The following is a 23,668-nucleotide window of genomic DNA, read 5'->3' on the forward strand; positions in this document are numbered from 1 at the left end:
CTGCACCTGGGCGGTAAAATCGGGACGCGATTATACCTGCGCAGACACATTGCCCGCCTTATTGCGACACTCCGTCACTGCCACAAAACCCGTAGCCGCTGCCGCAGGCTGCGCTGTCCCCATGCCTCACTGAAAATCTTCAGCGTACACACGGGCCAGCGCAGCCTGGCGGCAGCGGCTACGGTGCGCGGGGCGCCCGCTAGGACGAACAGCGGTGACAGCGCTCGCCGTTGATCTTGCGCAGCTGCGCCTGCAAGTGCAGCGACCAGATCTGCGGGTCACCCGCCACCTGGTATCCATGCAGCGTCAGGCTGTCGACGATGGCCTCCATCACCGACTCGGCCACGGTGGGGCCGGGGAAAGGCCCCTGGGACTTGATGGCGGAGGGTTGTTCGCCGGCCATGCCAGCGGCAAAAAGCAGTGTCCACATCCCGGTATCACCGGCCAGTGGGCGTATGCTGCATTCGATTCGGGTCACCAGACCCAGGCATTGGCGAGTAAGGCTGAGGTTGCGCGGCATGGCGTCGCTCCTCAATAAAGCTTTTGCTTCAACCTTCAAGGGAAGGCTGTTTCAATCCTGCGACCCGTGGCTATCCATGCCCTGAGGATAGAAGAAAACCTGGGCTGGCAATGTGCGACTGCGCAGTCAGGCGCCGAATGGTCATCCGGCGCCCTCCCCGCGTCAGGCTGGCTTGACCTGGGCCAGTTCGGCCTCGGCGTGCTCCTTCTCGGCTTCCTTGAGGTCTTCCTCGCTGATCATCTCGGCAATTTCCCGCAGGCGCTCCACTACCCGCGCGTTGACGCTGCCCTCGGGGAACTCGCCGTTGGCGTCCGGCGAACCGGCGTCCTCGCCCACCAGCAGGCTCAGGGCCTCGTCGGCCTGGCGCACGGCGTAGACGTGGAACTGCCCGGCACGCACGGCCTGCAGCACCTTCTCGTCGAGCATCAGGGTGGCGACGTTGGCATAAGGGATGATGGCCCCCTGCTCGCCGGTGAGGCCGCGGGCCTCGCACAGGCGGAAGAAGCCTTCGATTTTCTCGTTGACCCCGCCCACCGCCTGCACTTCACCGAACTGGTTGATGGAACCGGTGATCGCAAAGCACTGCTTGAGCGGCGTGCGCGACAGCGCCGAGATCAGCGTGCAGGCCTCGCCCAGCGACGCGCTGTCACCGTCGACGTAGCCGTAGGACTGCTCCAACGCGATGCTGGCCGAGATCGCCAGGGGGAATTCCTGGGCGTAGCGGCTGCCCAGGTAACCGGTGAGGATCATCACCCCCTTGGAGTGGATCGGCTGGCCCAGGTTGACCTCGCGCTCGATGTCGACGATGCCGCTGCCGCCCGGGTACACCGTGGCGGAGATACGCGCCGGCACGCCGAACGCCGAATCACCGACCTCCAGCACCGTCAGGCCGTTGCACTTGCCCACGGCGGCGCCGTCGGTGTCGATGAGGATGATGCCCGCCAGCATGTCGTCGAGGATGCGCGCCGACACCCGTCCGGTGCGCGTGGCCTTGGCCTTCAGCGCGCGGTCGATGTGGCCGGCGTCGGTCATCTCGTCGTTGGCCAGATGGCGAATGAAGTCCGCCTCGCTGACCAGCTGGAACAGGTCGCCGATACGTGCCGACAAGCGCCCCTGGTGTTCGGCCAGGCGCGCGCTGTAGGTGGCCAGGCGCGCCACGGCGTCGGCGGTCAACGGCGCCATGCCCTCTTCCGAGGTGCGGGTCTTGAGCAGCTGGGCGAACTGCTCCAGGCTCTCGTCGACCATGGGAATGTCTTCGTCGAAGTCCACCAGCACCCGGAACATCTCCTGGAAGTCCGGGTCGGCGTCCTGCAACGCGTAGTACAACTGGCGCGAGCCGATGATGATGACCTTGACCTGCAAGGGGATCATCTGCGGCGTCAGGGTGACGGTGGCCAGGCGGCCGTACTCGCCCAGCGGCGATTCCATCTTCAGCTTGCGCGACTGCAGGGCGCGCTTCAGTGCGTCCCACACGAAAGGCTCGCCGAGCATTTTCTCGGCTTCCAGAATCAGGAAACCGCCATTGGCGCGGTGTAAGGCACCCGGGCGCAGCTGCCGGTAGGTGGTGTACAGCGCGCCCTGGTCGGTGCTGTATTCGATGCGGCCGAACAGGTTGTCGTAGGTAGGGTGCGGCTCGAACACCACCGGCGCGCCGCCATTGCCCGGGTGGCCGACCACCAGGCTGGGGGCGTATTGCTCTTCGAGCAGCTTGCGCGCCTGGGCGTCGGTCTTGCTATCGTCCACCAGTTGCTCGACCACGGTCTTGAGCAGGTACACCTGCATGGCCTGCAGGTAGGCGCACACCGCAGCGTTCTCGGCGTACTTCTCCGACAACGGCGACAGCAGCGGCTGCAGGGCCAGGGTGATGGTTTCCTCGTTCAGCTGGCGCAGCTGGTTGCCCGACTCGCGCTTCCACTGGGGCAGGCTGGCCAGCTCCTCGTTGAGGCGCTCTTCGAGGTCGGAAATGTCCGAATGGAAACGCTCGCGGTCGGCTTCGGGCAACTGGGCAAACTCGGCCTCGTCCAGCGCCTTGCCGTCGAGCATGGGCGTGAAGGCGATGTTGCTGCTGTCACGGTACAGGGCCACGTCCTTTTCCAGCGACAGGCGCTCGATCACGTCCAGGGCGCGGTCATAACGCTGGTTGAAGGCGCGGTCGATGCCGCTCTTCTTCTGCTGGTAGGAGGGGTGTTCGAACACCGCCGGGAAGGTCGACAGCAGGTTGTCGATCAGCCCGCCGATGTCGGCGATGAAGGCGCTGGCGGTACCAGGCGGCAGTTCCAGGGCGCGCGGCTCGCGCGGTTCGTCGAAATTGTTGACGTACACCCAGTCCGGCGGAGTCTGCAGGCGCTTGCCTTCGGCCTTCAGGTAGCGTTTTACGAACGAGAAGCGGCCGGTGCCCGGCTCGCCCATGACGAATACGTTGTAGCCCGGGCGTGGCATGGCCACGCCGAATTGCAGCGCCTCCACGGCGCGTTCCTGGCCAAGCACACCGCGAAAGGGCTCCAGATCATTGGTGGTGGAGAAGCTGAACTGTTCAGCGGAAAACGGACGGGTCAGCGCTTCTGGCGCAAGACGCAAGCTGGCAGCAACAGGATCAGGCATCGGGCATCCTTACTTCGGCGGGGCAGATGACGGCATTCTGGCGCCGATAAGCGCCAGCCTGCAAGCGACATGCGCGGTGGATGCGGACGCGGCCTTGCGGCCGCTGCTACGGGGATGGGTGTCGGGCTCAAAAGGCAGTTTTTCAGTTGAACTGTGAATCCCCGCCTAAACTCCAACCTGCGTCCTGGAGCCGTGCCGTCCCAGGCAGTCCTGAACCTTAAGTTTTGCACCTTCAAAAGAGAACAAAGCTATGAAACGGATTCTTCTGGGTACGCTCTTCACTGTTGTCTCGCTGAACGCCATGGCCCAGGCCCCTGGCGGCCCCGACTGCGGCTGGGGGAACATGCTGTTCCAAGGCCAGCGCGGCACCCCCGCCCACTTCCTGGCATCCACCACCAACGGCACCTCGGGCAACGCCACCTTCGGCATGACCTCGGGCACCAACGGCTGCTCCACCAACGCCGCGCTCACCTACGGTGGCAAGTCGTGGATCGCCATGAATGGCATGATGAATGAACTGTCCGAGGACATGGCCAAGGGCCAGGGCGAAGCCCTGACCACCTACGCCGTGGTACTGGGCGTGGCGCCACAGGACCGCGCCTACTTTGAATCCGTCACCCACCAGCACTTCCAGGACATCTTCACCACCGCCAACGTCACCGCCGACGATGTCCACGCCAACACCCTGCACGTGCTGAAAAACGACCCTCGCCTGGCCAAGTACGCAACCGAGGCCTAAGCTCGAACCGCCCGCCCTTCGGGGCGGGATTTCCACGCCACTGCGGCACGCCTTTTCGTCCATCTGACTTAGTTGCCAAAGATGCTCAAACGCCTTGCTTACCTGGCGCTCTGTGTCTGCGCCCCGCTGCATGCCGCACCTCACGTGGATCCATCCCGCATCACCGCCCTGGCAGCCGACCCGTACTGGCTCGCCCTGGGCCATTACACCCCAGCCAAACTGGGCGGCTGGCGCAGCTACGTGGATGACAGGCGCTTTTTCCTGGCCGCCGACGGCGCCCACCACCCGGAGCAGGAACTGGCGGCCACGGTCGCGGCGCTGTACGCCCCCGCCAGCCTGGGCAACCAACAGGCCCAGTGCGTGTTTCCCGCGCGTACCCGCTGGCTGCGGCAACAGCTGGACCTGCACGATTTGCCCACGCCCGAGTGCGGCGATTTCCAGCAGTGGTACAAGGAAATCTCCCCCCACCACACTGTGCTGGTATTCCCCGCGGCTTACCTCAACAGCCCCTCGTCCATGTTCGGCCACACCCTGCTGCGCATCGACCAGGCCGAGGCCAGGCAGGACAAGACCGCGCTGCTCAGCTCGGCGATCAACTTCGGCGCCTACATCGAGGGCAACGACAACAGCATCCTCTACGCCTGGAAGGGCCTGGCGGGCGGCTACCCGGGCATGTTCTCGCTGGTGCCCTACCAGCAGAAACTGGCCGAATACCGCAGCCTGGAGAACCGCGACCTGTGGGAGTACCACCTGGACCTGACGCCCGAGGAAACCGGGCGCATGGTGGAGCACGTGTGGGAGCTCAAGCAGATCCGCTTCGACTATTTCTTCTTCGACGAAAACTGTTCGTACCGCCTGCTGGAGCTGCTGCAAGTGGCGCGGCCCAGCCTGCGGTTGACCGGGCAATTCCCGCTGACGGCCATCCCCACCGACACGGTGAAGGCGGTGAAGCAGGCAGGCATTGTCGGCGAGATCGATTACCGGCCGTCCCGCGAGCGGGAGCTGCTGGCCCGTGCCAAGCCCCTGGATGCCGATGAGCAACAGTGGGTGCTGAAGGTGGCCGCCGACACCGGGCAGCTGCAGAACCCTGCCTACAGCGCCTTGCCGGCCCCGCGCCGGGCGCTGATCCAGGACGCCGCCTACCGCCTCGAGCGCTACCGCGCCACCGCCCAGGAGCGCGACCCGGCCAGCGCCCAGCGCAGCTTCCAGCTGCTGCGCGCCATCAGCCAGAACCCGCCGCCGGAGCTGCAGGTAGAGCGCCCCGGCCTGCCGGAAGATGGCCACGACTCGCGCACCTGGCAGGTGGCCGCAGGCAACCGCGACGGCAAGAACTTCGCCGAGTACGGCCTGCGCATGGCCTACCACGACCTCAACGACAACAGCGAGGGCTTCCCCCTGGGCGCACAGATCGAGATCCTCAACACCAGGCTGCGCCAGTACGAGGGCAACCGCTGGCAGTTGCAGCGCCTGGACCTGGCCACCATCCGTTCCATGACCCCGCGCAACGAGCTGCTGCAGCCCTTGTCCTGGCAGGTGACCGGCGGCCTGGAACGAGTGCTGGGCAAGCACGGCGACGAGACCCTGGTCAGCCACGTCAACGGCGGCGCTGGCGGCACCTGGCAGCTGGGCGAACACACCCTGGCGTTTGCCCTGGGCACCGCACGGCTCGAACACAACAACGACTTCTCGGCCATGCTCTCCCCCGCCGCCGGCTTCGACAGCGGCCTGCTGTGGCGCAACCGCCTGGGCAACCTGCGCCTGGAGGCCCAGGGCGACTACTTCCTCAACGGCGAAGTACGCCGCACCCTGAGCCTCAACCAGCAGTGGGAGCTGTCCCGCAACCTGGGCCTGCGCTTGAGCGCCCAGCGCGACTTCAGCGAGCTTGCAGGGCCACGTAACGAGGTGATGCTGGAGCTCAAGTGGTACCACTACTGACAATTCCATCACACGGCGTTGACGGGGCGGCAACCAAATCGAACCTAGACTTGACTCACGGGTCCACCGTTTGACCGTCGCAGTTTCCAGGCGGGAGCGGTGGGCATGAAACGGGAGTCGGATCATGTGGCGCTGTGTGGTGGTTTTGATGGTGGTGGCGTTGGCGGGATGCCAGTCCACCCATGAGCAAATGGTCAGCCAAGGGTACCCGCCGGGTTACGCCGACGGGTTCAAGGATGGCTGCGGCAGTGGCCGGGAAGCGGCAGGCGTAAACGGTTTCTTCCGCAAGGACGTGCCGCGCTACCTCAACGAAAAGGTCTACGCCACCGGCTGGGACGACGGCTTCAGGCAATGCCAGGCCAGCGCCAGCGCGCAGCCGGACCAGAGCGACTGGAGCGTGCAGCACGGCGACGACCGCGAACGGGCGTGGCAGCAGCAGAAAACCCAGGGCGAAGGCCGGGCGTACCACCCTTGATTGCTGCCGACCAACAAACGCGTAGCCGCTGCCGCCAGGCTGCGCTGGCCAGCGTGAACCCTGAAGATTTCCAGCGAGGCATAGGGCCAGCGCAGCCTGCGGCAGCGGCTACGCGTTTGCGGTACGGCCCATAAAAAACGGGGCCCGAAGGCCCCGTTTGTGTTTACGCCAGTTTCTTGTGGCGTACCCGGTGCGGCTGGGCCGCTGCGTCGCCGAGGCGCTTCTTGCGGTCGGCTTCGTATTCGGTGTAGTTGCCTTCGAAGAACACGGCCTGCGAATCATCCTCGTACGCCAGGATGTGGGTCGCCACGCGGTCCAGGAACCACCGATCGTGAGAGATCACAATGGCGGCGCCAGGGAAGTCCAGCAGCGCTTCTTCCAGCGAACGCAGGGTTTCCACGTCGAGGTCGTTGGATGGTTCGTCGAGCAGCAGGACGTTGCCGCCCTCTTTCAAGGTCAGGGCCAGGTGCAGGCGGCCACGCTCACCACCGGACAGGTCCTTGACGAACTTCTGCTGGTCGCCGCCCTTGAAGTTGAAACGGCCGACGTAGGTGCGCGACGGGATCTCGTAGTTGCCGATGCGAATGTTGTCCGAACCGTCGGAGATCTGCTGGAACACGGTCTTGCTGCCGTCCAGGTCGTCACGGCTCTGGTCCACGCAGGCCAGCTGCACGGTTTCACCGATCTCGATGCTGCCCGAGTCCGGTTGTTCCTTGCCCATCAGCATGCGGAACAGGGTCGACTTACCGGCACCGTTGCCGCCGATCACGCCGACGATGGCGCCCTTGGGCATGGCGAACGACAGGTTGTCGATCAGCACGCGGTCGCCGTAGCCCTTGGTGACGTTCTTGAACTCGATGACCTTGTCACCCAGGCGCGGACCGGCCGGGATGTAGATCTCGTTGGTTTCCGAACGCTTCTGGAATTCCTGCGACTGCATTTCCTCGAAGCGCTGCAGACGAGCCTTGGATTTCGACTGGCGGGCCTTGGCGCCCTTGCGCACCCACTCCAGCTCTTCCTTCATGGCCTTTTCATGGGCCGACTGCTGCTTGGATTCCTGGGCCAGACGGTCGGACTTGGCTTCCAGCCAACCCGAGTAGTTGCCCTCGTAGGGGATGCCGGCGCCGCGGTCCAGTTCCAGGATCCAGCCTGCCACGTTGTCCAGGAAGTAACGGTCGTGCGTGATCGCTACCACGGTGCCCGGGAAGTCGTGCAGGAAGTGCTCCAGCCAGGCCACCGAGTCGGCGTCCAGGTGGTTGGTCGGTTCGTCGAGCAGCAGCATGTCAGGGGCCGACAGCAGCAGGCGGCACAGGGCCACGCGGCGCTTTTCACCACCCGACAGGTGTTCTACCTTGGCGTCCCAGGCCGGCAGGCGCAGGGCGTCGGCCGCCACTTCCAGCTGGCGCTCCAGGTTGTGGCCGTCGCTGGCCTGGAGGATGGCCTCGAGCTTGGCCTGTTCGGCAGCCAGTTTGTCGAAATCGGCATCCGGATCGGCGTAGGCGGCATACACTTCATCGAGGCGCGCCTGGGCGTCCTTGATGACGCTGACCGCTTCTTCCACCACTTCACGCACGGTCTTGGCCGGGTCAAGTTGTGGCTCCTGCGGCAGATAACCCACGTTGAGCTCGGGCATCGGGCGGGCTTCACCGTCGAATTCCTTGTCGACGCCGGCCATGATTTTCAGCAGGGTGGATTTACCCGAGCCGTTGAGGCCCAGCACGCCGATCTTGGCGCCAGGGAAGAACGACAAGGAAATGTTTTTGAGAATTTCCCGCTTCGGCGGCACAACTTTGCTCAGCCGATGCATGGTGTAGACGTATTGAGCCATGAGAAACCTGGTGACAGTAGACAGATGAAGAATCCGCGAGATGGTCAAAGCTACCGGAATGCGCGAGACAGGGCAAACGACCTGCAAGCACTGGTGGCACATGGCCATAAAACAAGGCATGCTAGCCGCCCTTCGGGCGTCCGGCTTATAGTGCGCGCAGTTTATGGCCAGGGGGCCCTTTGCAGCGGGCTGCAAGCCCTGTTGCCAGCCACTTGCCACAGCCAGCCAGACCGCAGGATCACAGTTTGACCAACCTCAACCAGCCGTCATCCCTGCGCTCCCCGATCAACGCGACCGGCGAGCCGACGCGCGGCACCTTAAAAAGCGCCCTGGCCCTGCTGGCCTTGCTGCTGCTGACCTTGCTGGTGTGGCAACTGCTGGACCAATTCAAGCACAGCGTCGCCGACCAACGGCAGCGTACCCTGGACTACACCACGGTGCTGGGCGAGCACCTGGGGCTGAACATGGCCCTCAAGGGCCAGCAGGCCCTGTACCGCGCCACCAGCGGCGATGCGCAGACGCCCCAGGGCGTCCAGGCGCTGCTGCAGGCCCACCTGCCGGCCCTGCAAAGCGTGGCCCGGCTCGACAGCCAGGGCAACGTGCTGGCCGACAACGGCCATGCCGCCGCCGGCTACGACCTGCCCAGCCTGGTGAAGCGCAGCCTGGGCGAGAGCTTCCACTTCAGCCAGAGCCCCGACGCCCATCAGGTATACCTGCTGCTCAGCGCCAGCGAGCGCCCCGGCGAAGGCTACTGGCTGCTGCGCCTGGACGCCTCCATCTATTCCATCCTCACCCACCGCGTCGACCCCACCGCCCCGCCGCGCTGGCTGCTGGAAAGCCGCGAGCCGGCGCTGGTGCTGCAACGCGACCCGGCCAGCAGCGAGACCGGCCTGGCCCTGAGCGCCCGCGAGCAGGCCCAGAGCGTCACCAGCGTGCCGCTGGCCAACACCGACTGGCAACTGCGCACGCTGTTCGACGAACACGACGCCGAGCTGCAACTGCTGCCCGCCCTGATCGGCAAGTTCCTGCTGCTAGGCGCCTGCTCGCTGCTGCCGCTGCTGGCGCTGTTCAACCTGCGCCGCCGCCAGCGCCAGCTGCATGAAGACCGCCGCCGCTACCAGGACATCTTCGAGGGCACCGGCGTGGCCCTGTGCGTGCTCGACCTGTGCGCCCTGCAAGACTTCCTCGCTGCCAACGGCATCGCCACCCCTGCCGAGCTGGACACCTGGCTGGCGGCCCAGCCGGCCCGCCGCGAGGCGCTGATGCAGCAGCTGCGCATCACCGAGGTCAACCAGATGGCCCTGGGCCTGCTCAACGTCGAAGACAGCCAGGGCGCCTGGCAGCGCCTGTTCGGCAGCGACCGGCTGGACAACGCCAGCGTCGGCCGGCAACTGCTGGACACCCTGCTGGGCGAGCAGCGTGAGCTGGAAACCGAAATTCGCATCAACGATCGCCTGGGCCAGCACCAGTACCTGTGGCTGACCCTGCGCCTGCCCCACGCCAGCGGCGACCACGGCTCGGTGATCCTCAGCATCAACGACGTCACCAGCCGCAAGAGCGTCGAGCTGTCGCTGGTGGAGCGCGAAGGCTTCTGGTCGGACGTGGTGCGCACCGTGCCCGACCACCTGTACGTGCAGGACGTGTTGAGCCAGCGCATGATCTACAGCAACCACCACCTGGGCCAGACCCTGGGCTTCAACAAGGCCGAGCTGGTGCAGATGGGCGAATACTTCTGGGAGATCCTGCTGCACCCCGAAGACGCCGGCGACTACCAGCGCATGCGCCTGGCCCGGCGCCAGGACGCCGACCTGCAGCTGCTGCAGTGCCAACTGCGGTTCAAGCACAAGGACGGCCGCTGGCTGCGCTTCGACATCCGCGAACAGGCCCTGGCCCGCGACAGCGAAGGCCGCGCCACGCGCATCATCGGCGTGGCCAAGGACGTCACCGAGCAGATCGAGGCCAGCGAGTCCCTGCGTGACAGCGAGCAGCGCTACCGCATGCTGGCCGAAAGCATCAGCGACGTGATCTTCTCCACCGACAGCCAGCTGGCGCTCAACTACGTCAGCCCCTCGGTGCAGGCAGTGCTGGGCTACGACGTGAAGTGGGTGTTCGACAACGGCTGGCAATCCACCATCGCCAACCCGCAGCAACTGACCGGCATCTACCAGCTGATCGAACGGGTCAGCAAGGTGCTGGACCAACCGGATGAATTGGCCGCCCTGCGCAACCAGCTGACCACCCAATTGTTCGTGCTCGACTGCCTGCGCGGCGATGGCCGCAAGATCCCCATCGAGCTGCGCCTGGTGCTGGTGTGGGACGACCACGGCACCTTCGAGGGCATCCTCGGCGTGGCCCGCGACATCAGCCAGCAGCGCCGCGCCGAGAAAGACCTGCGCATGGCCGCCACGGTATTCGAGCACTCCACCTCAGCCATCCTCATCACCGACCCGGCCGGTTACATCGTGCAGGCCAACGAGGCGTTCAGCCGCGTCAGCGGCTACGAAGTGGCGCAGGTGCTGGACCAGTTGCCCACCATGCTCACCGTCGACCAGGAGCAACAGGCGCACCTGAGCTACGTGATCAAGCAGCTGCACACCCGCGGCACTTGGGAAGGCGAGGTGTGGCTCAAGCGCCGCAGTGGCGAACATTACCCGGCCTGGGTGGGCATCACCGCGGTGTTCGACGACGAAGGCGACCTGGCCAGCTACGTGTGTTTCTTCAGCGACATCAGCGAGCGCAAGGCCAGCGAACAGCGCATTCACCGCCTGGCCTACTACGACGCCCTCACCCACCTGCCCAACCGCACGCTGTTCCAGGACCGCCTGCACACCGCGCTGCAGCAGGCCGAGCGGCAGAAGTCGTGGGTGGTGCTGATGTTCCTCGACCTCGACCGTTTCAAGCCGATCAACGACTCCCTGGGCCACGCCGCCGGCGACCGCATGCTCAAGGAAATGGCCACGCGCCTGCTGGCCTGCGTGGACGACGAAGACACCGTGGCGCGCATGGGCGGCGACGAGTTCACCCTGCTGCTGCAACCGCGGGCCACCCGCGAGGCGGCACTGAACCGCGCCATCCACGTGGCCGAGCAGATTCTCACCAGCCTGGTGACGCCGTTCGTGCTGGAGAACCGCGAGTTCTTCGTCACCGCCAGTATCGGCATCGCCCTCAGCCCGCAGGACGGCAGCGAGCTGAGCCAGCTGATGAAGAACGCCGACACGGCCATGTACCACGCCAAGGAACGCGGCAAGAACAACTTCCAGTTCTACCAGGCCGACATGAACGCCAGCGCCCTGGAGCGCCTGGAGCTGGAAAGCGACCTGCGCCACGCCCTGGAGCAGAAAGAGTTCGTGCTCTACTACCAGCCGCAGTTCAGCGGCGACGGCAAGCGCCTGACCGGCGCCGAGGCCCTGCTGCGCTGGCGCCACCCACGCCGCGGCCTGGTGCCGCCGGGCGACTTCATCCCGGTGCTCGAAGAGCTGGGCCTGGTGGTGGACGTCGGCGACTGGGTGCTGACCGAGGCCTGCCGCCAGCTGCGCGCCTGGCACCAGGCCAAGGTGCGCGTGCCCAAGGTGTCGGTGAACATCTCGGCACGGCAGTTCTCCGACGGCCAGCTGGGCACGCGCATCGCCAACATCCTCAAGGAAACCGGGCTGCCGCCGGCCTGCCTGGAGCTGGAACTGACCGAAAGTATCCTGATGCGCGAAGTCAACGAAGCCATGCAGATCCTCGACAGCCTGAAGTTCCTGGGCCTGAGCATCGCGGTGGACGACTTCGGCACCGGCTACTCGTCGCTCAACTACCTCAAGCAGTTCCCCATCGACGTGCTGAAGATCGACCGCACCTTCGTCGACGGCCTGCCCGAGGGCGAGCAGGACGCGCAGATCGCCCGCGCCATCATCGCCATGGCCCACAGCCTGAACCTGGCGGTGATCGCCGAGGGCGTGGAAACTCACGAGCAGTTGGACTTCCTGCGCGAGCACGGCTGCGACGAGGTGCAGGGCTATCTGTTCGGCCGGCCCATGCAGGCCAGCCGCTTCGAGGCGCAGTTCAGCAATGACGCCCTATTCATGTTCGACTAACCCTCTGTAGCCGCTGCCGTCAGGCTGCGCTGGCCCGCGTGAACTCTGCAGATCTCCAGTGAGGCACAGGGCCAGCGCAGCCTGCGGCAGCGGCTACACGGTGTGCATGAACACCACTCGTCAAGGCAATGACTGCCTTTCATATGCCAGATAAAACGCGATGGGGTAGAATGCGCGCCTGATCACCTTTTTCCAGCACGATCCTTGAGGACCGCCATGTTCAGCCGTGATTTGACCCTTGCCAAGTTCGACGCCGATCTCTTTGCCGCCATGGAGCAAGAAGCTCAGCGCCAGGAAGAGCACATCGAGCTGATCGCCTCGGAGAACTACACCAGCCCAGCCGTCATGGAAGCCCAAGGCTCGGTGCTGACCAACAAGTACGCCGAAGGCTACCCAGGCAAGCGCTACTACGGCGGCTGCGAGTACGTCGACGTGGTTGAGCAACTGGCCATCGACCGTGCCAAGCAGCTGTTCGGCGCCGACTACGCCAACGTCCAGCCGCACGCCGGCTCCCAGGCCAACGCCGCCGTCTACCTGGCCCTGCTGCAGGCCGGCGACACCATCCTGGGCATGAGCCTGGCCCACGGCGGTCACCTGACCCACGGCGCCAGCGTTTCCTCGTCGGGCAAGCTGTACAACGCTGTCCAGTACGGCATCGACGCCAACGGCCTGATCGACTACGACGAAGTCGAGCGCCTGGCCGTCGAGCACAAGCCGAAGATGGTCGTGGCCGGTTTCTCCGCCTACTCGCAAGTGCTGGACTTCGCCCGCTTCCGCGAAATCGCCGACAAGGTAGGTGCCTACCTGTTCGTCGACATGGCTCACGTGGCCGGTCTGGTCGCCGCTGGCGTCTACCCCAACCCTGTGCCGTTCGCCGACGTGGTCACCACCACTACCCACAAGACCCTGCGCGGTCCACGTGGCGGCCTGATCCTGGCGCGCGCCAACGCCGACATCGAGAAGAAGCTGAACTCCGCCGTGTTCCCAGGCGCCCAGGGCGGCCCACTGGAGCACGTCATCGCCGCCAAGGCCGTGTGCTTCAAGGAAGCGCTGCAGCCTGAGTTCAAGGCCTACCAGCAACAAGTGGTGAAGAACGCCCAGGCCATGGCCGGCGTGTTCATCGAGCGCGGTTTCGACGTGGTGTCGGGCGGTACTCAGAACCACCTGTTCCTGCTGTCCCTGATCAAGCAGGAAATCTCCGGCAAAGACGCCGACGCTGCCCTGGGCAAGGCGTTCATCACCGTGAACAAGAACTCGGTGCCAAACGACCCACGCTCCCCGTTCGTCACCTCGGGCCTGCGCTTCGGCACCCCGGCCGTGACCACTCGTGGCTTCAAGGAAGCAGAGTGCAAGGAACTGGCCGGCTGGATCTGCGACATCCTGGCCGACCTTTCCAACGAAGCGGTGATCGACGCCGTTCGCGAGAAGGTCAAGGCCATCTGCGCCAAGCTGCCGGTGTACGGCAACTGATAGCAGCAGCGTGATGCACAAAAGCCCGGCTCAATGAGCCGGGCTTTTTTGTTACAGCAGGAAGCGTCCGATCATCCCCGCCTGTTCAGGTTCTTTGAACGAACCTGCGACTACCAACTTTCCACCTTGCTGGAACGCGTCAAAGACACCGCCCTGCTGACTAGAAACTACCCAGCCGCCATCCCCAAAATGCTCATCGGCGACGCCACCTGGGGTGAATCGACCTTGGACTGCAAAATTGCCCCCAGCACTACCTTGCGAAACCCCTGCTACAACAATCAGATGGTCAAGCCCGACACTGACCGATCTGAGTTCGCAACCCGTGCCATTCGGTAAAACCTCGATAACGGCTGTGCCATCCGCAAACCCGGGATTACCGAACCCATCAAGCTTGACGATTAACCCAACTCTCACGTTGAAAAAACCAACTGCCACGATTTCATCGGATGGGGTAAAAGCCAAGCTGCGCAGGAATGCCAGGTCCCGCAAAGGCGAAAGAGTGTAGGAGCCACCTTGCGCAAAAGACTCCTCGATATGACCATCCAGATCGAATGCACTCAGCCTGCAGAAATCGCTGTGGCCATGTGCGACGATCAGCCTTGAGATAGCTTGCTCACCCGGCTTGCGGCCTATGGCGATGTCTTGCACAACCCCTTCGAGCTGTAGATACCCTTCGGTCGCAAAATGGATATCGATGCTGCCGGTGTCGGACAATGCGGCAATCATATGCCCCCTGTGCACCAGATAGCCTCCCGAAGGCAGCAAGGCGACCCGAGAACCGCCGCTGCCAGCGTCGGGCTGGACAGCCATGGGAATAGTAACCCTACCCTGCTCACCGAAAGTGTCGTCATCGGTGCCATCCGCTAGGAACCGTGCTACCTCCAAGCCGGTTCCAAATGAAGAAACCAGCAGGCAACCCCCTTCCGGCAAAGGGTGCAACCGCGGATTGAGCAGCGGGCCGGTGAGCCGATTCTTCCTATGGCCGCCCTCGCCGAACGCGTCGTCAAAGGTTCCATCTTCATTCAATCGCACCATCCAGAAATGAACTGAATCGGGGTCGTTGTACACACCGATGGTTTTGTTCCCTGGCGCAGGGCAAATGGCCCAGACCTCCCTCGCCGTGTTGAACATGACGGGGGAACCGTTGTTGAAGCCGTCGTCGAAATCACCCGCGTTTAGCGTTGAACTGTTCATGGTGTTGCTCCTTGAAGACTAAGGCGTCGTACGCTCAAGGTATTCGTCGTGGCACCGACCCGAAACTGTCAGAACTAACAGTAGCGCCCGCGCCGGACGCAGCCTTCGGCAGCTGCTACGGTGGACACTGCCTGCTTTCGTAGCAGCGGCCAAAGGCCGCGTCCAGGGCGCGGACGCAACCTGCGGCAGCTGCTACGGGAACACTGCCTGCTTTCGTAGCAGCGGCCAAAGGCCGCGTCCAGGGCGCAGACGCTACGGGGTGCCGGGGTGGGGGGTTGGGTAGGTTTTGTCCAGTTGCAGCGGGTGCGCGTAGGGGCTGTCCCACAGTTGGGCATGCAGTTGGCCTACGCGCGTGGCCATGGCCGGGTTGCGCATCACCACCTCCAGGTTGCGCGACTTGTCCATGTAGCCACCCAGCCAGTTGCTGGTGCCCACCCAGGCCACCTGGCCGTCGATTTCCATGGTCTTGCTGTGGGTCACCCGCGCGTAGGGAATGAAGCCCGTGGGCGCCTCGGGAATCGTGACGATGCGCACCTGCACGTTAGGCAGCACCGCCAGGCTTTTCAGATAGTCCAGCTCAGGCTCGGCGGTGTTCCAGTCGGACACCATCAGCTTCACCAGCACGCCGCGGGCTGCCGCAGCGCGCAGGGCGTTGTCGATGACCGGGTAATAAGGGCGGGTGTGGTCGGGGCCGTAGGACAGCGGCGCATAGTCCAGCAGTTGCACGCGTACCTCATGTTTGGCCTCGGCCAGCAGTTGTGGCAGCTCCTGCTCCGAGTCGCCCACACCGGGCGGGTTGAAGCGCGCCGGGCTGGCCACCAGGTAATTGCCAGTGCGTGGCGCAGGTGCGCCCTGGGCCGGCTGCGGCACCGGCTGGTGCTGGCTGAGGGCCTGCTCGGCGGCCCAGTCCTGGTTGAAGATGGCCTGCACCTGGGCGGCCATCTGCGGCTCGCTGATGAGCATGCCGGTCTCGTGGATGTGCTCCATGGAACGCCAGTCGAAATTCTGGCTGCCAACGAACGCCTGCGTGCCGTCCACCACCATGAACTTGGCGTGGATGATGCCATTGCCGGTCAGCTGCGCGTAGGGCAGCACGGCGAAGCTCAGGTTGGGGATGGCCCGCAGCCGCGCCAGGGTGGCCGGGTCGGAGAGCTTCTGGCCCTTGTCTTCCAGCAGGAAGCGGATCTTCACCCCGCGTTCGCCAGCGGCCTGCAGGTGCTTGATCACCTGCTCCATCACCGAGCCTGGGTGGTCGACGGCGTAGAACTGTTCGATGTCGATGCTGTGGCGGGCGTTGTCGAACAGCTGCATCCACACCGGCCCCGGCGCGCGCAGGTCGGGGGTTTGCAGGGTGGTGGCCAGCGGCACCGTGTGCACCAGCTCGAAGCCGGGAATGCTGAAATCGGCGCGTGCCGCCGGCAGTGCCAGCAACAGGGCAAGGGCCAACCATGGCCGTGGGGTATGGCGTGAACGCATCGGTGCTCCGCTGTCAGGGGGTGGGCAGGGGCGCCACGCTAACAGCGAAACATGACCGATCGGTTAAGCCTGCAACGCGGCAAAGCCGGCGCGGATCTTTTCCTCGGGCAGGTCGTCGGCGATGAACACCATCACGCTCTCGCGCGCCTCCCCCGGGGCCCACTCGGTGTCCCAGTCGAAGCCATACAGCTTGAGCACGCCCTGGAACACCAGGCGGCGGTCTTCGCCGGCAATGTTCAGCACGCCCTTGTAGCGCAGCAGCTGGCGGCCGTGGTCTTCCAGCAGCTGGTTCATGAAGTCGCTGAGGCGGTCGATGTCCAGTGGCTGGTCGGTGCGCAGCACCAGGCTGCTGATGCGATCCAGGCTGCCGGCGGCCACCACCGGGCGCAAATTGAGGCTGGCGTTGAGGTTGAAGCCGCGCACGTCCAGCAGCTCGGCCAGGTCGATCTCGCCGTGCTGCACCACGCGCACCGGGGCGCGGCGGTTGATACGGGTCAGGCGCTGGCTCAGGGCCTCGTAGGCCTGGGCACTGACCAGGTCGGTCTTGCTCACCAGCAGGCGGTCGGCAAAGCCCACCTGGGCCTGGGCGATGGTCTGCGCCAGGTGCACGTCGGCGTTGGCGGCGTCCACCAGGGTGATGATGCCGTCGAGGATGTAGCGCTCGCGCAGTTCCTCGTCGATGAAAAAGGTCTGCGCCACAGGCGCGGGGTCGGCCAGGCCGGTGCACTCGATCACCAGGCGGTCAAAGGCCAGCTCGCCGCTGTCCAGGCGTTCCAGCAGCAGGAACAGCGCCTTGGTCAGGTCGGTGTGGATGGTGCAGCAGACGCAGCCGTTGGCCAGGGTCATGACCTGCACCGGGGCGTCGCCCAGCAGCTGGGTGTCGATGCCGGCGTCGCTGAATTCGTTCTCGATGACGGCTATTTTCAGGCCGTGCTCGGCCTTGAGCAGGTGGCGCAGCAAGGTGGTCTTGCCGGCGCCCAGGAAGCCGCTGAGGATGGTGACGGGAATGGGGGAAGACAAATGCATACTCCAGAAGTGACCGTAGCCGCTGCCGCAGGCTGCGCTGGCCCTGATGTACCCTGGAGATCTCCAGTGGGGTACAGGGCCAGCGCAGCCTGCGGCAGCGGCTACGGGTTAGCGGTGGGTCAAATCAACAACACTTCGGCCCGCCCTTGCCGCCGTAGCGGGCCTCCTGGCGTTCGCGGAAGAACGCCTCGTAGTCCATCACCGGCTTGTCCGGGTGCTTGGCCTGCATGTGCGCTACGTAGTTGTCGTAGTCGGGCATGCCCACCATCAGGCGCGCGGCCTGCCCCAGGTATTTGCCCAGCCGGCTCAGGTCATTGAACATGTCTGCCTACCTCGTTCATCACGCGTCCGGGACCGCCTGGAAAGGCGATTCCTTGTCGGTGCGCTCGGTCTTGCCCCAGGCCGCGATACCGACCTTGATGGCATAGAACAGAATCGCGAACACCACGAACAGGAACAGCCCGGTCAGCGCCGCGTTGGTGTACGCGTTGAAGATCACGTGCTGCATCTGGTTGATGTCCTTGGCCGGGGCAACGATCTGCCCGGCGTCCAGCGCCGCGCTGTATTTCTTCGCCAGGGCCAGGAAACCAATGGCCGGGTTGGCGTCGAACAGCTTGATGAAGCCCGCGGTAGTGGTGCAGATCAGCAGCCACACAGCAGGAATCAGTGGCACCCAGATATAGCGCTGGCGCTTCATCTTGATCAGCACCACCACGCCCAGCATCAGCGCGATACCGGCCAGCATCTGGTTGGAGATACCGAACAGCGGCCACAGGGTATTGATGCCGCCCAGCGGGTCGACCACGCCTTGATACAGCAGGTAACCCCACAGCGCCACGCAACCGGCGGTGCCGATGATGTTGGCGGTCCACGACTCGGTGCGCTTCAGCGCCGGCACGAACGAGCCCAGCAGGTCCTGCAGCATGAAGCGCCCGGCACGGGTGCCGGCGTCCACCGCGGTGAGGATGAACAGCGCCTCGAACAGGATCGCGAAGTGGTACCAGAACGCCATGGTGTTCTCACCCGGCAGCACGTGGTGCAGGATCTGCGCGATACCCACGGCCAGGGTCGGCGCGCCACCGGCACGGGCCAGGATGGTGTTCTCGCCAATGTCGTGGGCCACGGCCGTCAGGGCGTCCGGGGTAATGGCAAAGCCCCAGTTGCTGACGGCGGTCGCCACCGCCACCACGTCAGTACCGACCACGGCGGGCGGGCTGTTCATGGCGAAATACACGCCTGGCTCGATCACCGAGGCCGCCACCATGGCCATGATCGCCACGAAGGATTCCATCAGCATGCCGCCGTAACCGATGTAGCGGGCGTTGGTTTCGTTATCCAGCAGCTTGGGCGTGGTGCCCGAGGCAATCAGCGCGTGGAAGCCCGACACCGCGCCACAGGCAATGGTAATGAACAGGAACGGGAACAGGCCGCCCTTCCACACCGGGCCGGTGCCGTCGATGAACTGGGTCAGCGCCGGCATTTTCAGCACCGGCGTGGTAATCAGGATGCCGATCGCCAAGGCAATGATGGTGCCGATCTTCAGGAAGGTCGACAGGTAGTCACGCGGCGCCAGCACCAGCCATACCGGCAGCACCGCCGACACCGCGCCGTAGCCGATCAGCATCCAGGTGATCTGGATGCCGGTGAAGCTGAAGATCTTGTTCCACGCCGGATCAGCGGCAATCTGGCCCCCCAGCCAGATCGAGCCCAGCAGCAGCAACACGCCGATGATCGAGATCTCGCCGATGCGGCCCGGGCGGATGTAGCGCATGTACACGCCCATGAACATCGCGATCGGGATGGTCGCCATCACCGTGAACATGCCCCATGGGCTGTCGGCCAGGGCCTTGACCACGATCAGCGCCAACACCGCGAGGATGATGATCATGATCAGGAAGCAACCGAACAGGGCGATGGTGCCGGGAATGCGGCCCATCTCCTCGCGCACCATGTCCCCCAGCGAGCGCCCGTTGCGCCGCGTGGACATGAACAGCACCAGGAAGTCCTGCACCGCGCCGGCCAGCACCACGCCGGCGATCAGCCACAGCGTGCCGGGCAGGTAGCCCATCTGCGCGGCCAGCACCGGGCCCACCAGCGGCCCTGCGCCAGCGATGGCGGCAAAGTGGTGACCAAAGAGAATGTGCTTGTTGGTCGGCACATAGTCCAGACCGTCGTTGTTGAGCACCGCCGGCGTGGCCCGACGCGGGTCGAGCTGCATCACGGTGTTGGCGATGAAGAGGCTGTAGTAACGATAGGCAACCAGATAGATAGCCACCGCCGCCACCACAATCCACAGTGCGTTGACCGCTTCGCCGCGGCGCAACGCCACGACGCCGAGGGCGCACGCTCCCAGTACTGCCACGATCAGCCATGGCAGATGGCGGAGCGGACTATTGTTGTTGTTCATTTTTTTTATTCCAACCAAGTGGATACGAAAGTCAGCCCTGCGAGTCTAGCGAGACTGAAGGGAAAGGCCACCCCTTACGTTGGTCTAGAGCGCTCTTTTACAGGACAACCATCATTTTTATCCGCCCTTGCCTGGCACTTGGCAAGCACCAGCGGACCAGTGAACACCGCGGCCAAACGCCGGTCGCAATAAGTAAGCCCCCGCACAGGAATGCCCCCATGCCCAAGGCCCCGTTTCCACCGCCGCTGCTGTACCTGACCTTCATCGCCGTGGCCATCGCCCTGAGCTACGCCCTGCCCCTGCCCGTGCCCGACACCGGCTGGACCCGCGCCACCGGCGTGGCCCTGATAGTGCTGGGCCAGGGCCTGTCGTTCTGGGCCATGCTGCGCTTCAAGCGCCAGGCCACCAGCCCCAGCAACTTCGAACAGCCGGACCAATTGCTGCAGCACGGCCCCTTCGCCGTGTCACGCAACCCGGTCAACCTGGGCGACACCCTGTCCTACGCCGGCATCGGCGTGCTGCTGAGCAGCCTGTGGCCATGGCTGCTGCTGCCCGCCCTGATCGCCATCATGAACCGCGCCGTCATCCGCCCGGATGAGGCGCAGCTGGAGCAACAGTTCGGCGACACCTATCGTCAGTATTGTCGACGGGTTCGAAGATGGCTTTGAGACACTAAGCTATAGTCAGGGGAATCGCAGAGGGCCGCAGCCATGACCGATACCCACGACGAGCGCCGCCGCTTCAAGCGCGTCGCCTTCGACGCCAAGACCCAGATCAGCCAGGGCGACCGCAACTGGTCGGTGAAACTCATCGACCTGTCCCTGCGCGGCGCCCTGATCCAGCGGCCCGACCACTGGGACGTCGACCCGCGCAAGCACTTCCAGATCAACATCCACCTCACCGACCTGATCGAAGTGCGCATGGACGCTGAGTTGCGCCATGAAGAGCACGGGCACCTGGGGTTCGCCTGCCTGCACATTGGCCTGGAGGATATCGGCCATTTGCGCCGCATCATCGAGTTGAACCTGGGGGATATGGAGGAGCTGGAGCGGGAGTTGGGGGCGTTGGTGGAGGTCTGAGGGGGAAACTGCTCTCGGGACTGTAGCCGCTGCCGCCAGGCTGCGCTGGCCAATTGCCTCACCATAGACTAAATCTTCGGCACCGGTTACATCAGCGCTCTCTGCGCCATGCACACCTACCTGCCGGCTGCCTGGAGCGGGAGAATGCCCGAAGCCACTGCACCCGTGCCGCTACACACCAGTCTCATCAAGCTTGCAAAGGACGAACGCACTATCTGAAGCGAAAACACTCAACTCAATGGAATCAAATGTGTTTTTATCAGTGCCTTGTAGTACAAATTCGCTGAGCGAGGCCTTCACATCGGAGCATATTTCCAAAAAATACTCATCACTTCCTACCACGCTCAACCCGCGATCAAATCCAACCTTGAAAATAGAAACCCAGAAAAACAAACACATCAAAGTTGAGCCAGGGCCGCCAGAGCAATCCATTTCATCGCTGGCAAAATGGAATGCTGCCAGACTGCTAAAGCTCCGCTCCGACATAGCGAATTCGTACAGCCCCTTCGCAACTTGCAACGCATCCAGGTACCCATCCCATTTTGTCATTGCTCATCTCTAGTAAATACATTCAGCTGAATGACTGGATTACGGACCATTTCTCGTGGATCTAGTGCGCTGGCGCGTTAACCGAGCCTGCGAACACCTCCAATAGATTCTTCGAAACGCTCATTCCAGCCATCCGAACAAAACCAGAAGCCTCCTACAAACCGTAGGGAAACCTTCCCAATGGATATCCCATCACCCAGCCCCCAAGGCAGGAAGTCCCATGAACAGCACCGCCCTCAACGACCTTAGCAAATTCCTCAGCTACGTCCTACGCCACGAGCCCCAAGCCATCGGCCTTACCCTGGACAGCGAAGGCTGGGCCGACCTCGACCAACTCATCCGCGGCGCAGCCACCCAGGGCCGCACCCTGAACCGAGACCAGATCCAAGCCGTAGTCGACACCAGCGACAAAAAACGCTTCGCCCTGTCCAGCGACGGCCAGCGCATACGCGCCGTGCAAGGCCACTCCACCACCAGCGTCAACCTGCAGCTAGAAGCACAAGAGCCACCGACCGTGCTCTACCATGGCACTGCCACCCGCTTTCTGGATTCCATCCGCGAACAAGGCCTGATCGCCGGCGCGCGCCACCACGTGCACCTGGCTGAAGACATCACTACGGCAGCGGCCGTGGGGCAGCGCTATGGCAAGCCTGTGGTGCTGCGCATCGAGACACAGGCGATGCAGCAGCAGGGCTTCACGTTCTTTCGAGCGGAGAATGGGGTGTGGTTGGTGGAACGCGTGCCTGCGCAATTTCTGAGGCTGGACACGGAGAAGGCAGAACCAAGCCAAGGCTGACGGGTTATGAAAATGCGCCGCCAGTTTCTGCGCGCATCCCCCACCCCAAGCAAGTTCTGTAGCCGCTGCCGCCAGGCTGCGCTGGCCAGCAGCCCCGCAGCCCATGCCAAGCGCGCACCTGCGCCTGGAACAATTAACGCGCTCCCCCTTCTTTGCGGCAAGTCTACCTCCCTCCCCCCCTCTCACCTTCTGTTTCTAAACGTTTTAGCCTCTTGCGCCCGCACCTCGCGACCACGATCATCGCTTGCCGAAATAATTATCGTGGGTACATTAACTGTGCGATTTCCGTACGATCCAGGAAAGTGCGCACGTAACCTGGCAGAGCGTGAAATATCGTTTGATAGCGCCCAGGAGTTCGACTGGTCAACTGCCCAGATGCGGCAGGATCTCAGGTTCGACTACGCCGAACCGCGTTACCAGGCAATTGGTTTTATCCACACACGCTTGCACGTGCTGATCTTCACACCGCGCGATAACACGGTGCACGTCATCAGCCTTCGCAAGGCAAACAAACGAGAAGTTCGAGGCTATGCACAAGCCCAGCAAATCTGACCAACCAGATGCAGTCAGCCCGGAATGGTCCGACGCCGCCTTCGCGCAGTGAAGTGCTTCCTGAGTTGTTTGGGGCGCTGCAAGCAAGCGAGATGCTGAAACCCAAGCGCGGCCGGCCGAAAGCCGAGGTGTGCAAAGAGCACGTGAACCTTCGGTTGGATGCCTCCGTGCTGGATGCTTTTCGCGCCTCGGGCCCCGGCTGGCAAACCAGGCTGAACGCTGCCCTGGCGGACTGGCTCACCCACCACTCGCCCGCCGACCTGGCGCGATAAACCGCTGATCCCATCCCCTGTAGCCGCTGCCGAAGGCTGCGCTGGCCAGCCGCCTCACCCCTCCACCACGGCATCCACTAGCGCCTGGGCGCTGGCTACCAGCTCAAGCACCGCCCACACCAGCGCGGTGTTGGGGTGGCCGCTGTCGGTGAGTTCGTAGGCGGTTTCATGGGCGCATTTGAGGATGTGGGAGGCGTGCACCAAGGCGTCCTCGGCGCTTATCCCAGCGGCAACCTGGAACATCGGCACACTCCGTCTATCTGGGGTGCCAAATGACTTTTTAACGGTGACCGAGCACGGCTTGTAGGTTTCCGGGAAAGAGCAGGGTTCGTTGTTGAGGTTCATGGGTAAAGCTCCTTAATGATGAGAGCCTCGATCTGTGCGGCCTGTCAAAACCGACCACTGCAATTGGCAGCGGGTGCCGCAGCATAGGACCGTGACCTCTTAGGTACAATCCAGAGTGGGCCGTCTAGTCAAAAATCGGAACGGTCCTACAGAATTGCCTTTCCCATCGTGTCCCAAGCTGAGCTTTGCGAAAAAGGCAAAATAATCCTGTTACAAAATCGCCCAGCCCTTGCCAGCCGCGGCCTGGACCCCATGTGCGCAAAAAGTTGCGCACTTTCCTTGGTGTTAAGATCCGCGCCCCGTGCAGGAAGCTCTGGATCCAACC

20 protein-coding genes are annotated in these 23,668 nt (G+C 63.8%); 10 read left to right on the top strand and 10 right to left on the bottom strand.

From position 1 onward, the window contains the following. Window positions 1–199: 199 nt before the first annotated feature. Window positions 200–520, bottom strand: a complete 321-nt coding sequence (locus tag AC0Z2B_RS28525; RefSeq protein WP_416426968.1) for a PA4575 family protein — start codon at window positions 518–520, stop codon at window positions 200–202. 162 nt (window positions 521–682) lie between these two features. Continuing rightward, on the bottom strand, window positions 683–3,121 hold the full coding sequence (locus AC0Z2B_RS28530; RefSeq protein ID WP_476301127.1) for a Lon protease family protein: 2,439 nt from the start codon (window positions 3,119–3,121) through the stop codon (window positions 683–685). A 250-nt stretch (window positions 3,122–3,371) separates the two neighbouring features. Here AC0Z2B_RS28530 and AC0Z2B_RS28535 point away from each other — a divergent pair, with 250 nt between their 5' ends. The 3 genes from AC0Z2B_RS28535 to AC0Z2B_RS28545 all read left to right on the top strand — a co-directional run bounded on the left by AC0Z2B_RS28535 (window position 3,372) and on the right by AC0Z2B_RS28545 (window position 6,270). After that, on the top strand, window positions 3,372–3,860 hold the full coding sequence (locus AC0Z2B_RS28535; protein WP_416426970.1) for a DUF3015 domain-containing protein: 489 nt from the start codon (window positions 3,372–3,374) through the stop codon (window positions 3,858–3,860). An 81-nt stretch (window positions 3,861–3,941) separates the two neighbouring features. Beyond that, entirely contained in the window at window positions 3,942–5,795 is a 1,854-nt protein-coding gene (locus tag AC0Z2B_RS28540) for an Lnb N-terminal periplasmic domain-containing protein (protein WP_476301129.1), read from the top strand. A gap of 124 nt (window positions 5,796–5,919) precedes the next feature. Continuing rightward, a complete protein-coding gene (locus AC0Z2B_RS28545) occupies window positions 5,920–6,270 on the top strand; it encodes a hypothetical protein (RefSeq protein WP_416426972.1) in 351 nt (116 codons plus the stop codon). A 163-nt stretch (window positions 6,271–6,433) separates the two neighbouring features. Here AC0Z2B_RS28545 and ettA read toward each other — a convergent pair whose 3' ends face one another. After that, window positions 6,434–8,098, bottom strand: coding sequence for an energy-dependent translational throttle protein EttA (gene ettA / locus AC0Z2B_RS28550; protein WP_416426973.1), 1,665 nt, complete (start codon window positions 8,096–8,098; stop codon window positions 6,434–6,436). A 245-nt stretch (window positions 8,099–8,343) separates the two neighbouring features. Here ettA and AC0Z2B_RS28555 point away from each other — a divergent pair, with 245 nt between their 5' ends. Together AC0Z2B_RS28555 and glyA are read left to right on the top strand one after the other, a co-directional pair. Next, on the top strand, window positions 8,344–12,177 hold the full coding sequence (locus AC0Z2B_RS28555) for a sensor domain-containing protein (RefSeq protein WP_476301131.1): 3,834 nt from the start codon (window positions 8,344–8,346) through the stop codon (window positions 12,175–12,177). Window positions 12,178–12,393: 216 nt separating this feature from the next. After that, entirely contained in the window at window positions 12,394–13,647 is a 1,254-nt protein-coding gene (gene glyA, locus AC0Z2B_RS28560; RefSeq protein ID WP_476301133.1) for a serine hydroxymethyltransferase, read from the top strand. A 51-nt stretch (window positions 13,648–13,698) separates the two neighbouring features. On the opposite strand, the gene AC0Z2B_RS28565 is transcribed toward glyA, so the two are convergent. The 5 genes from AC0Z2B_RS28565 to AC0Z2B_RS28585 all read right to left on the bottom strand — a co-directional run bounded on the left by AC0Z2B_RS28565 (window position 13,699) and on the right by AC0Z2B_RS28585 (window position 19,750). After that, complete coding sequence (locus AC0Z2B_RS28565) at window positions 13,699–14,841, bottom strand: hypothetical protein (RefSeq protein WP_476301135.1); 1,143 nt, start codon at window positions 14,839–14,841, stop codon at window positions 13,699–13,701. Window positions 14,842–15,093: 252 nt separating this feature from the next. Next, on the bottom strand, window positions 15,094–16,317 hold the full coding sequence (locus AC0Z2B_RS28570; RefSeq protein WP_476301137.1) for a phospholipase D-like domain-containing protein: 1,224 nt from the start codon (window positions 16,315–16,317) through the stop codon (window positions 15,094–15,096). A gap of 63 nt (window positions 16,318–16,380) precedes the next feature. Further along, window positions 16,381–17,343: a GTPase gene (gene yjiA, locus AC0Z2B_RS28575; RefSeq protein WP_476301139.1), complete on the bottom strand. Its 963-nt coding sequence runs from the start codon at window positions 17,341–17,343 to the stop codon at window positions 16,381–16,383. A gap of 124 nt (window positions 17,344–17,467) precedes the next feature. Then, window positions 17,468–17,665, bottom strand: a complete 198-nt coding sequence (locus tag AC0Z2B_RS28580; RefSeq protein WP_416426978.1) for a YbdD/YjiX family protein — start codon at window positions 17,663–17,665, stop codon at window positions 17,468–17,470. An 18-nt stretch (window positions 17,666–17,683) separates the two neighbouring features. Beyond that, window positions 17,684–19,750 (bottom strand): carbon starvation CstA family protein, encoded by a 2,067-nt coding sequence (locus AC0Z2B_RS28585; protein ID WP_416426979.1) that lies wholly within the window; start codon window positions 19,748–19,750, stop codon window positions 17,684–17,686. A 218-nt stretch (window positions 19,751–19,968) separates the two neighbouring features. Between AC0Z2B_RS28585 and AC0Z2B_RS28590 the strand changes: the two genes are divergently transcribed. Together AC0Z2B_RS28590 and AC0Z2B_RS28595 are read left to right on the top strand one after the other, a co-directional pair. Continuing rightward, window positions 19,969–20,418, top strand: coding sequence for a methyltransferase family protein (locus AC0Z2B_RS28590; RefSeq protein WP_476301141.1), 450 nt, complete (start codon window positions 19,969–19,971; stop codon window positions 20,416–20,418). Window positions 20,419–20,460: 42 nt separating this feature from the next. Next, complete coding sequence (locus AC0Z2B_RS28595; RefSeq protein ID WP_416426981.1) at window positions 20,461–20,829, top strand: PilZ domain-containing protein; 369 nt, start codon at window positions 20,461–20,463, stop codon at window positions 20,827–20,829. Window positions 20,830–21,000: 171 nt separating this feature from the next. Here AC0Z2B_RS28595 and AC0Z2B_RS28600 read toward each other — a convergent pair whose 3' ends face one another. Continuing rightward, a complete protein-coding gene (locus AC0Z2B_RS28600) occupies window positions 21,001–21,378 on the bottom strand; it encodes a hypothetical protein (protein ID WP_476301143.1) in 378 nt (125 codons plus the stop codon). 220 nt (window positions 21,379–21,598) lie between these two features. Here AC0Z2B_RS28600 and AC0Z2B_RS28605 point away from each other — a divergent pair, with 220 nt between their 5' ends. The 3 genes from AC0Z2B_RS28605 to AC0Z2B_RS28615 all read left to right on the top strand — a co-directional run bounded on the left by AC0Z2B_RS28605 (window position 21,599) and on the right by AC0Z2B_RS28615 (window position 22,998). Further along, entirely contained in the window at window positions 21,599–22,174 is a 576-nt protein-coding gene (locus tag AC0Z2B_RS28605) for an RNA 2'-phosphotransferase (RefSeq protein WP_416426983.1), read from the top strand. 6 nt (window positions 22,175–22,180) lie between these two features. Continuing rightward, window positions 22,181–22,726 carry a BrnT family toxin gene (locus tag AC0Z2B_RS28610; protein ID WP_476301145.1) on the top strand — a complete coding sequence of 182 codons (546 nt, stop codon included), beginning with the start codon at window positions 22,181–22,183 and terminating at the stop codon, window positions 22,724–22,726. Window positions 22,727–22,818: 92 nt separating this feature from the next. Then, complete coding sequence (locus AC0Z2B_RS28615; protein WP_476301147.1) at window positions 22,819–22,998, top strand: BrnA antitoxin family protein; 180 nt, start codon at window positions 22,819–22,821, stop codon at window positions 22,996–22,998. Between the two features lie 54 nt (window positions 22,999–23,052). On the opposite strand, the gene AC0Z2B_RS28620 is transcribed toward AC0Z2B_RS28615, so the two are convergent. Further along, entirely contained in the window at window positions 23,053–23,343 is a 291-nt protein-coding gene (locus AC0Z2B_RS28620; protein ID WP_476301149.1) for a DUF3077 domain-containing protein, read from the bottom strand. Between the last annotated feature and the right edge of the window lie 325 nt (window positions 23,344–23,668).

The organism is Pseudomonas sp. GYB4201, assembly GCF_056312595.1.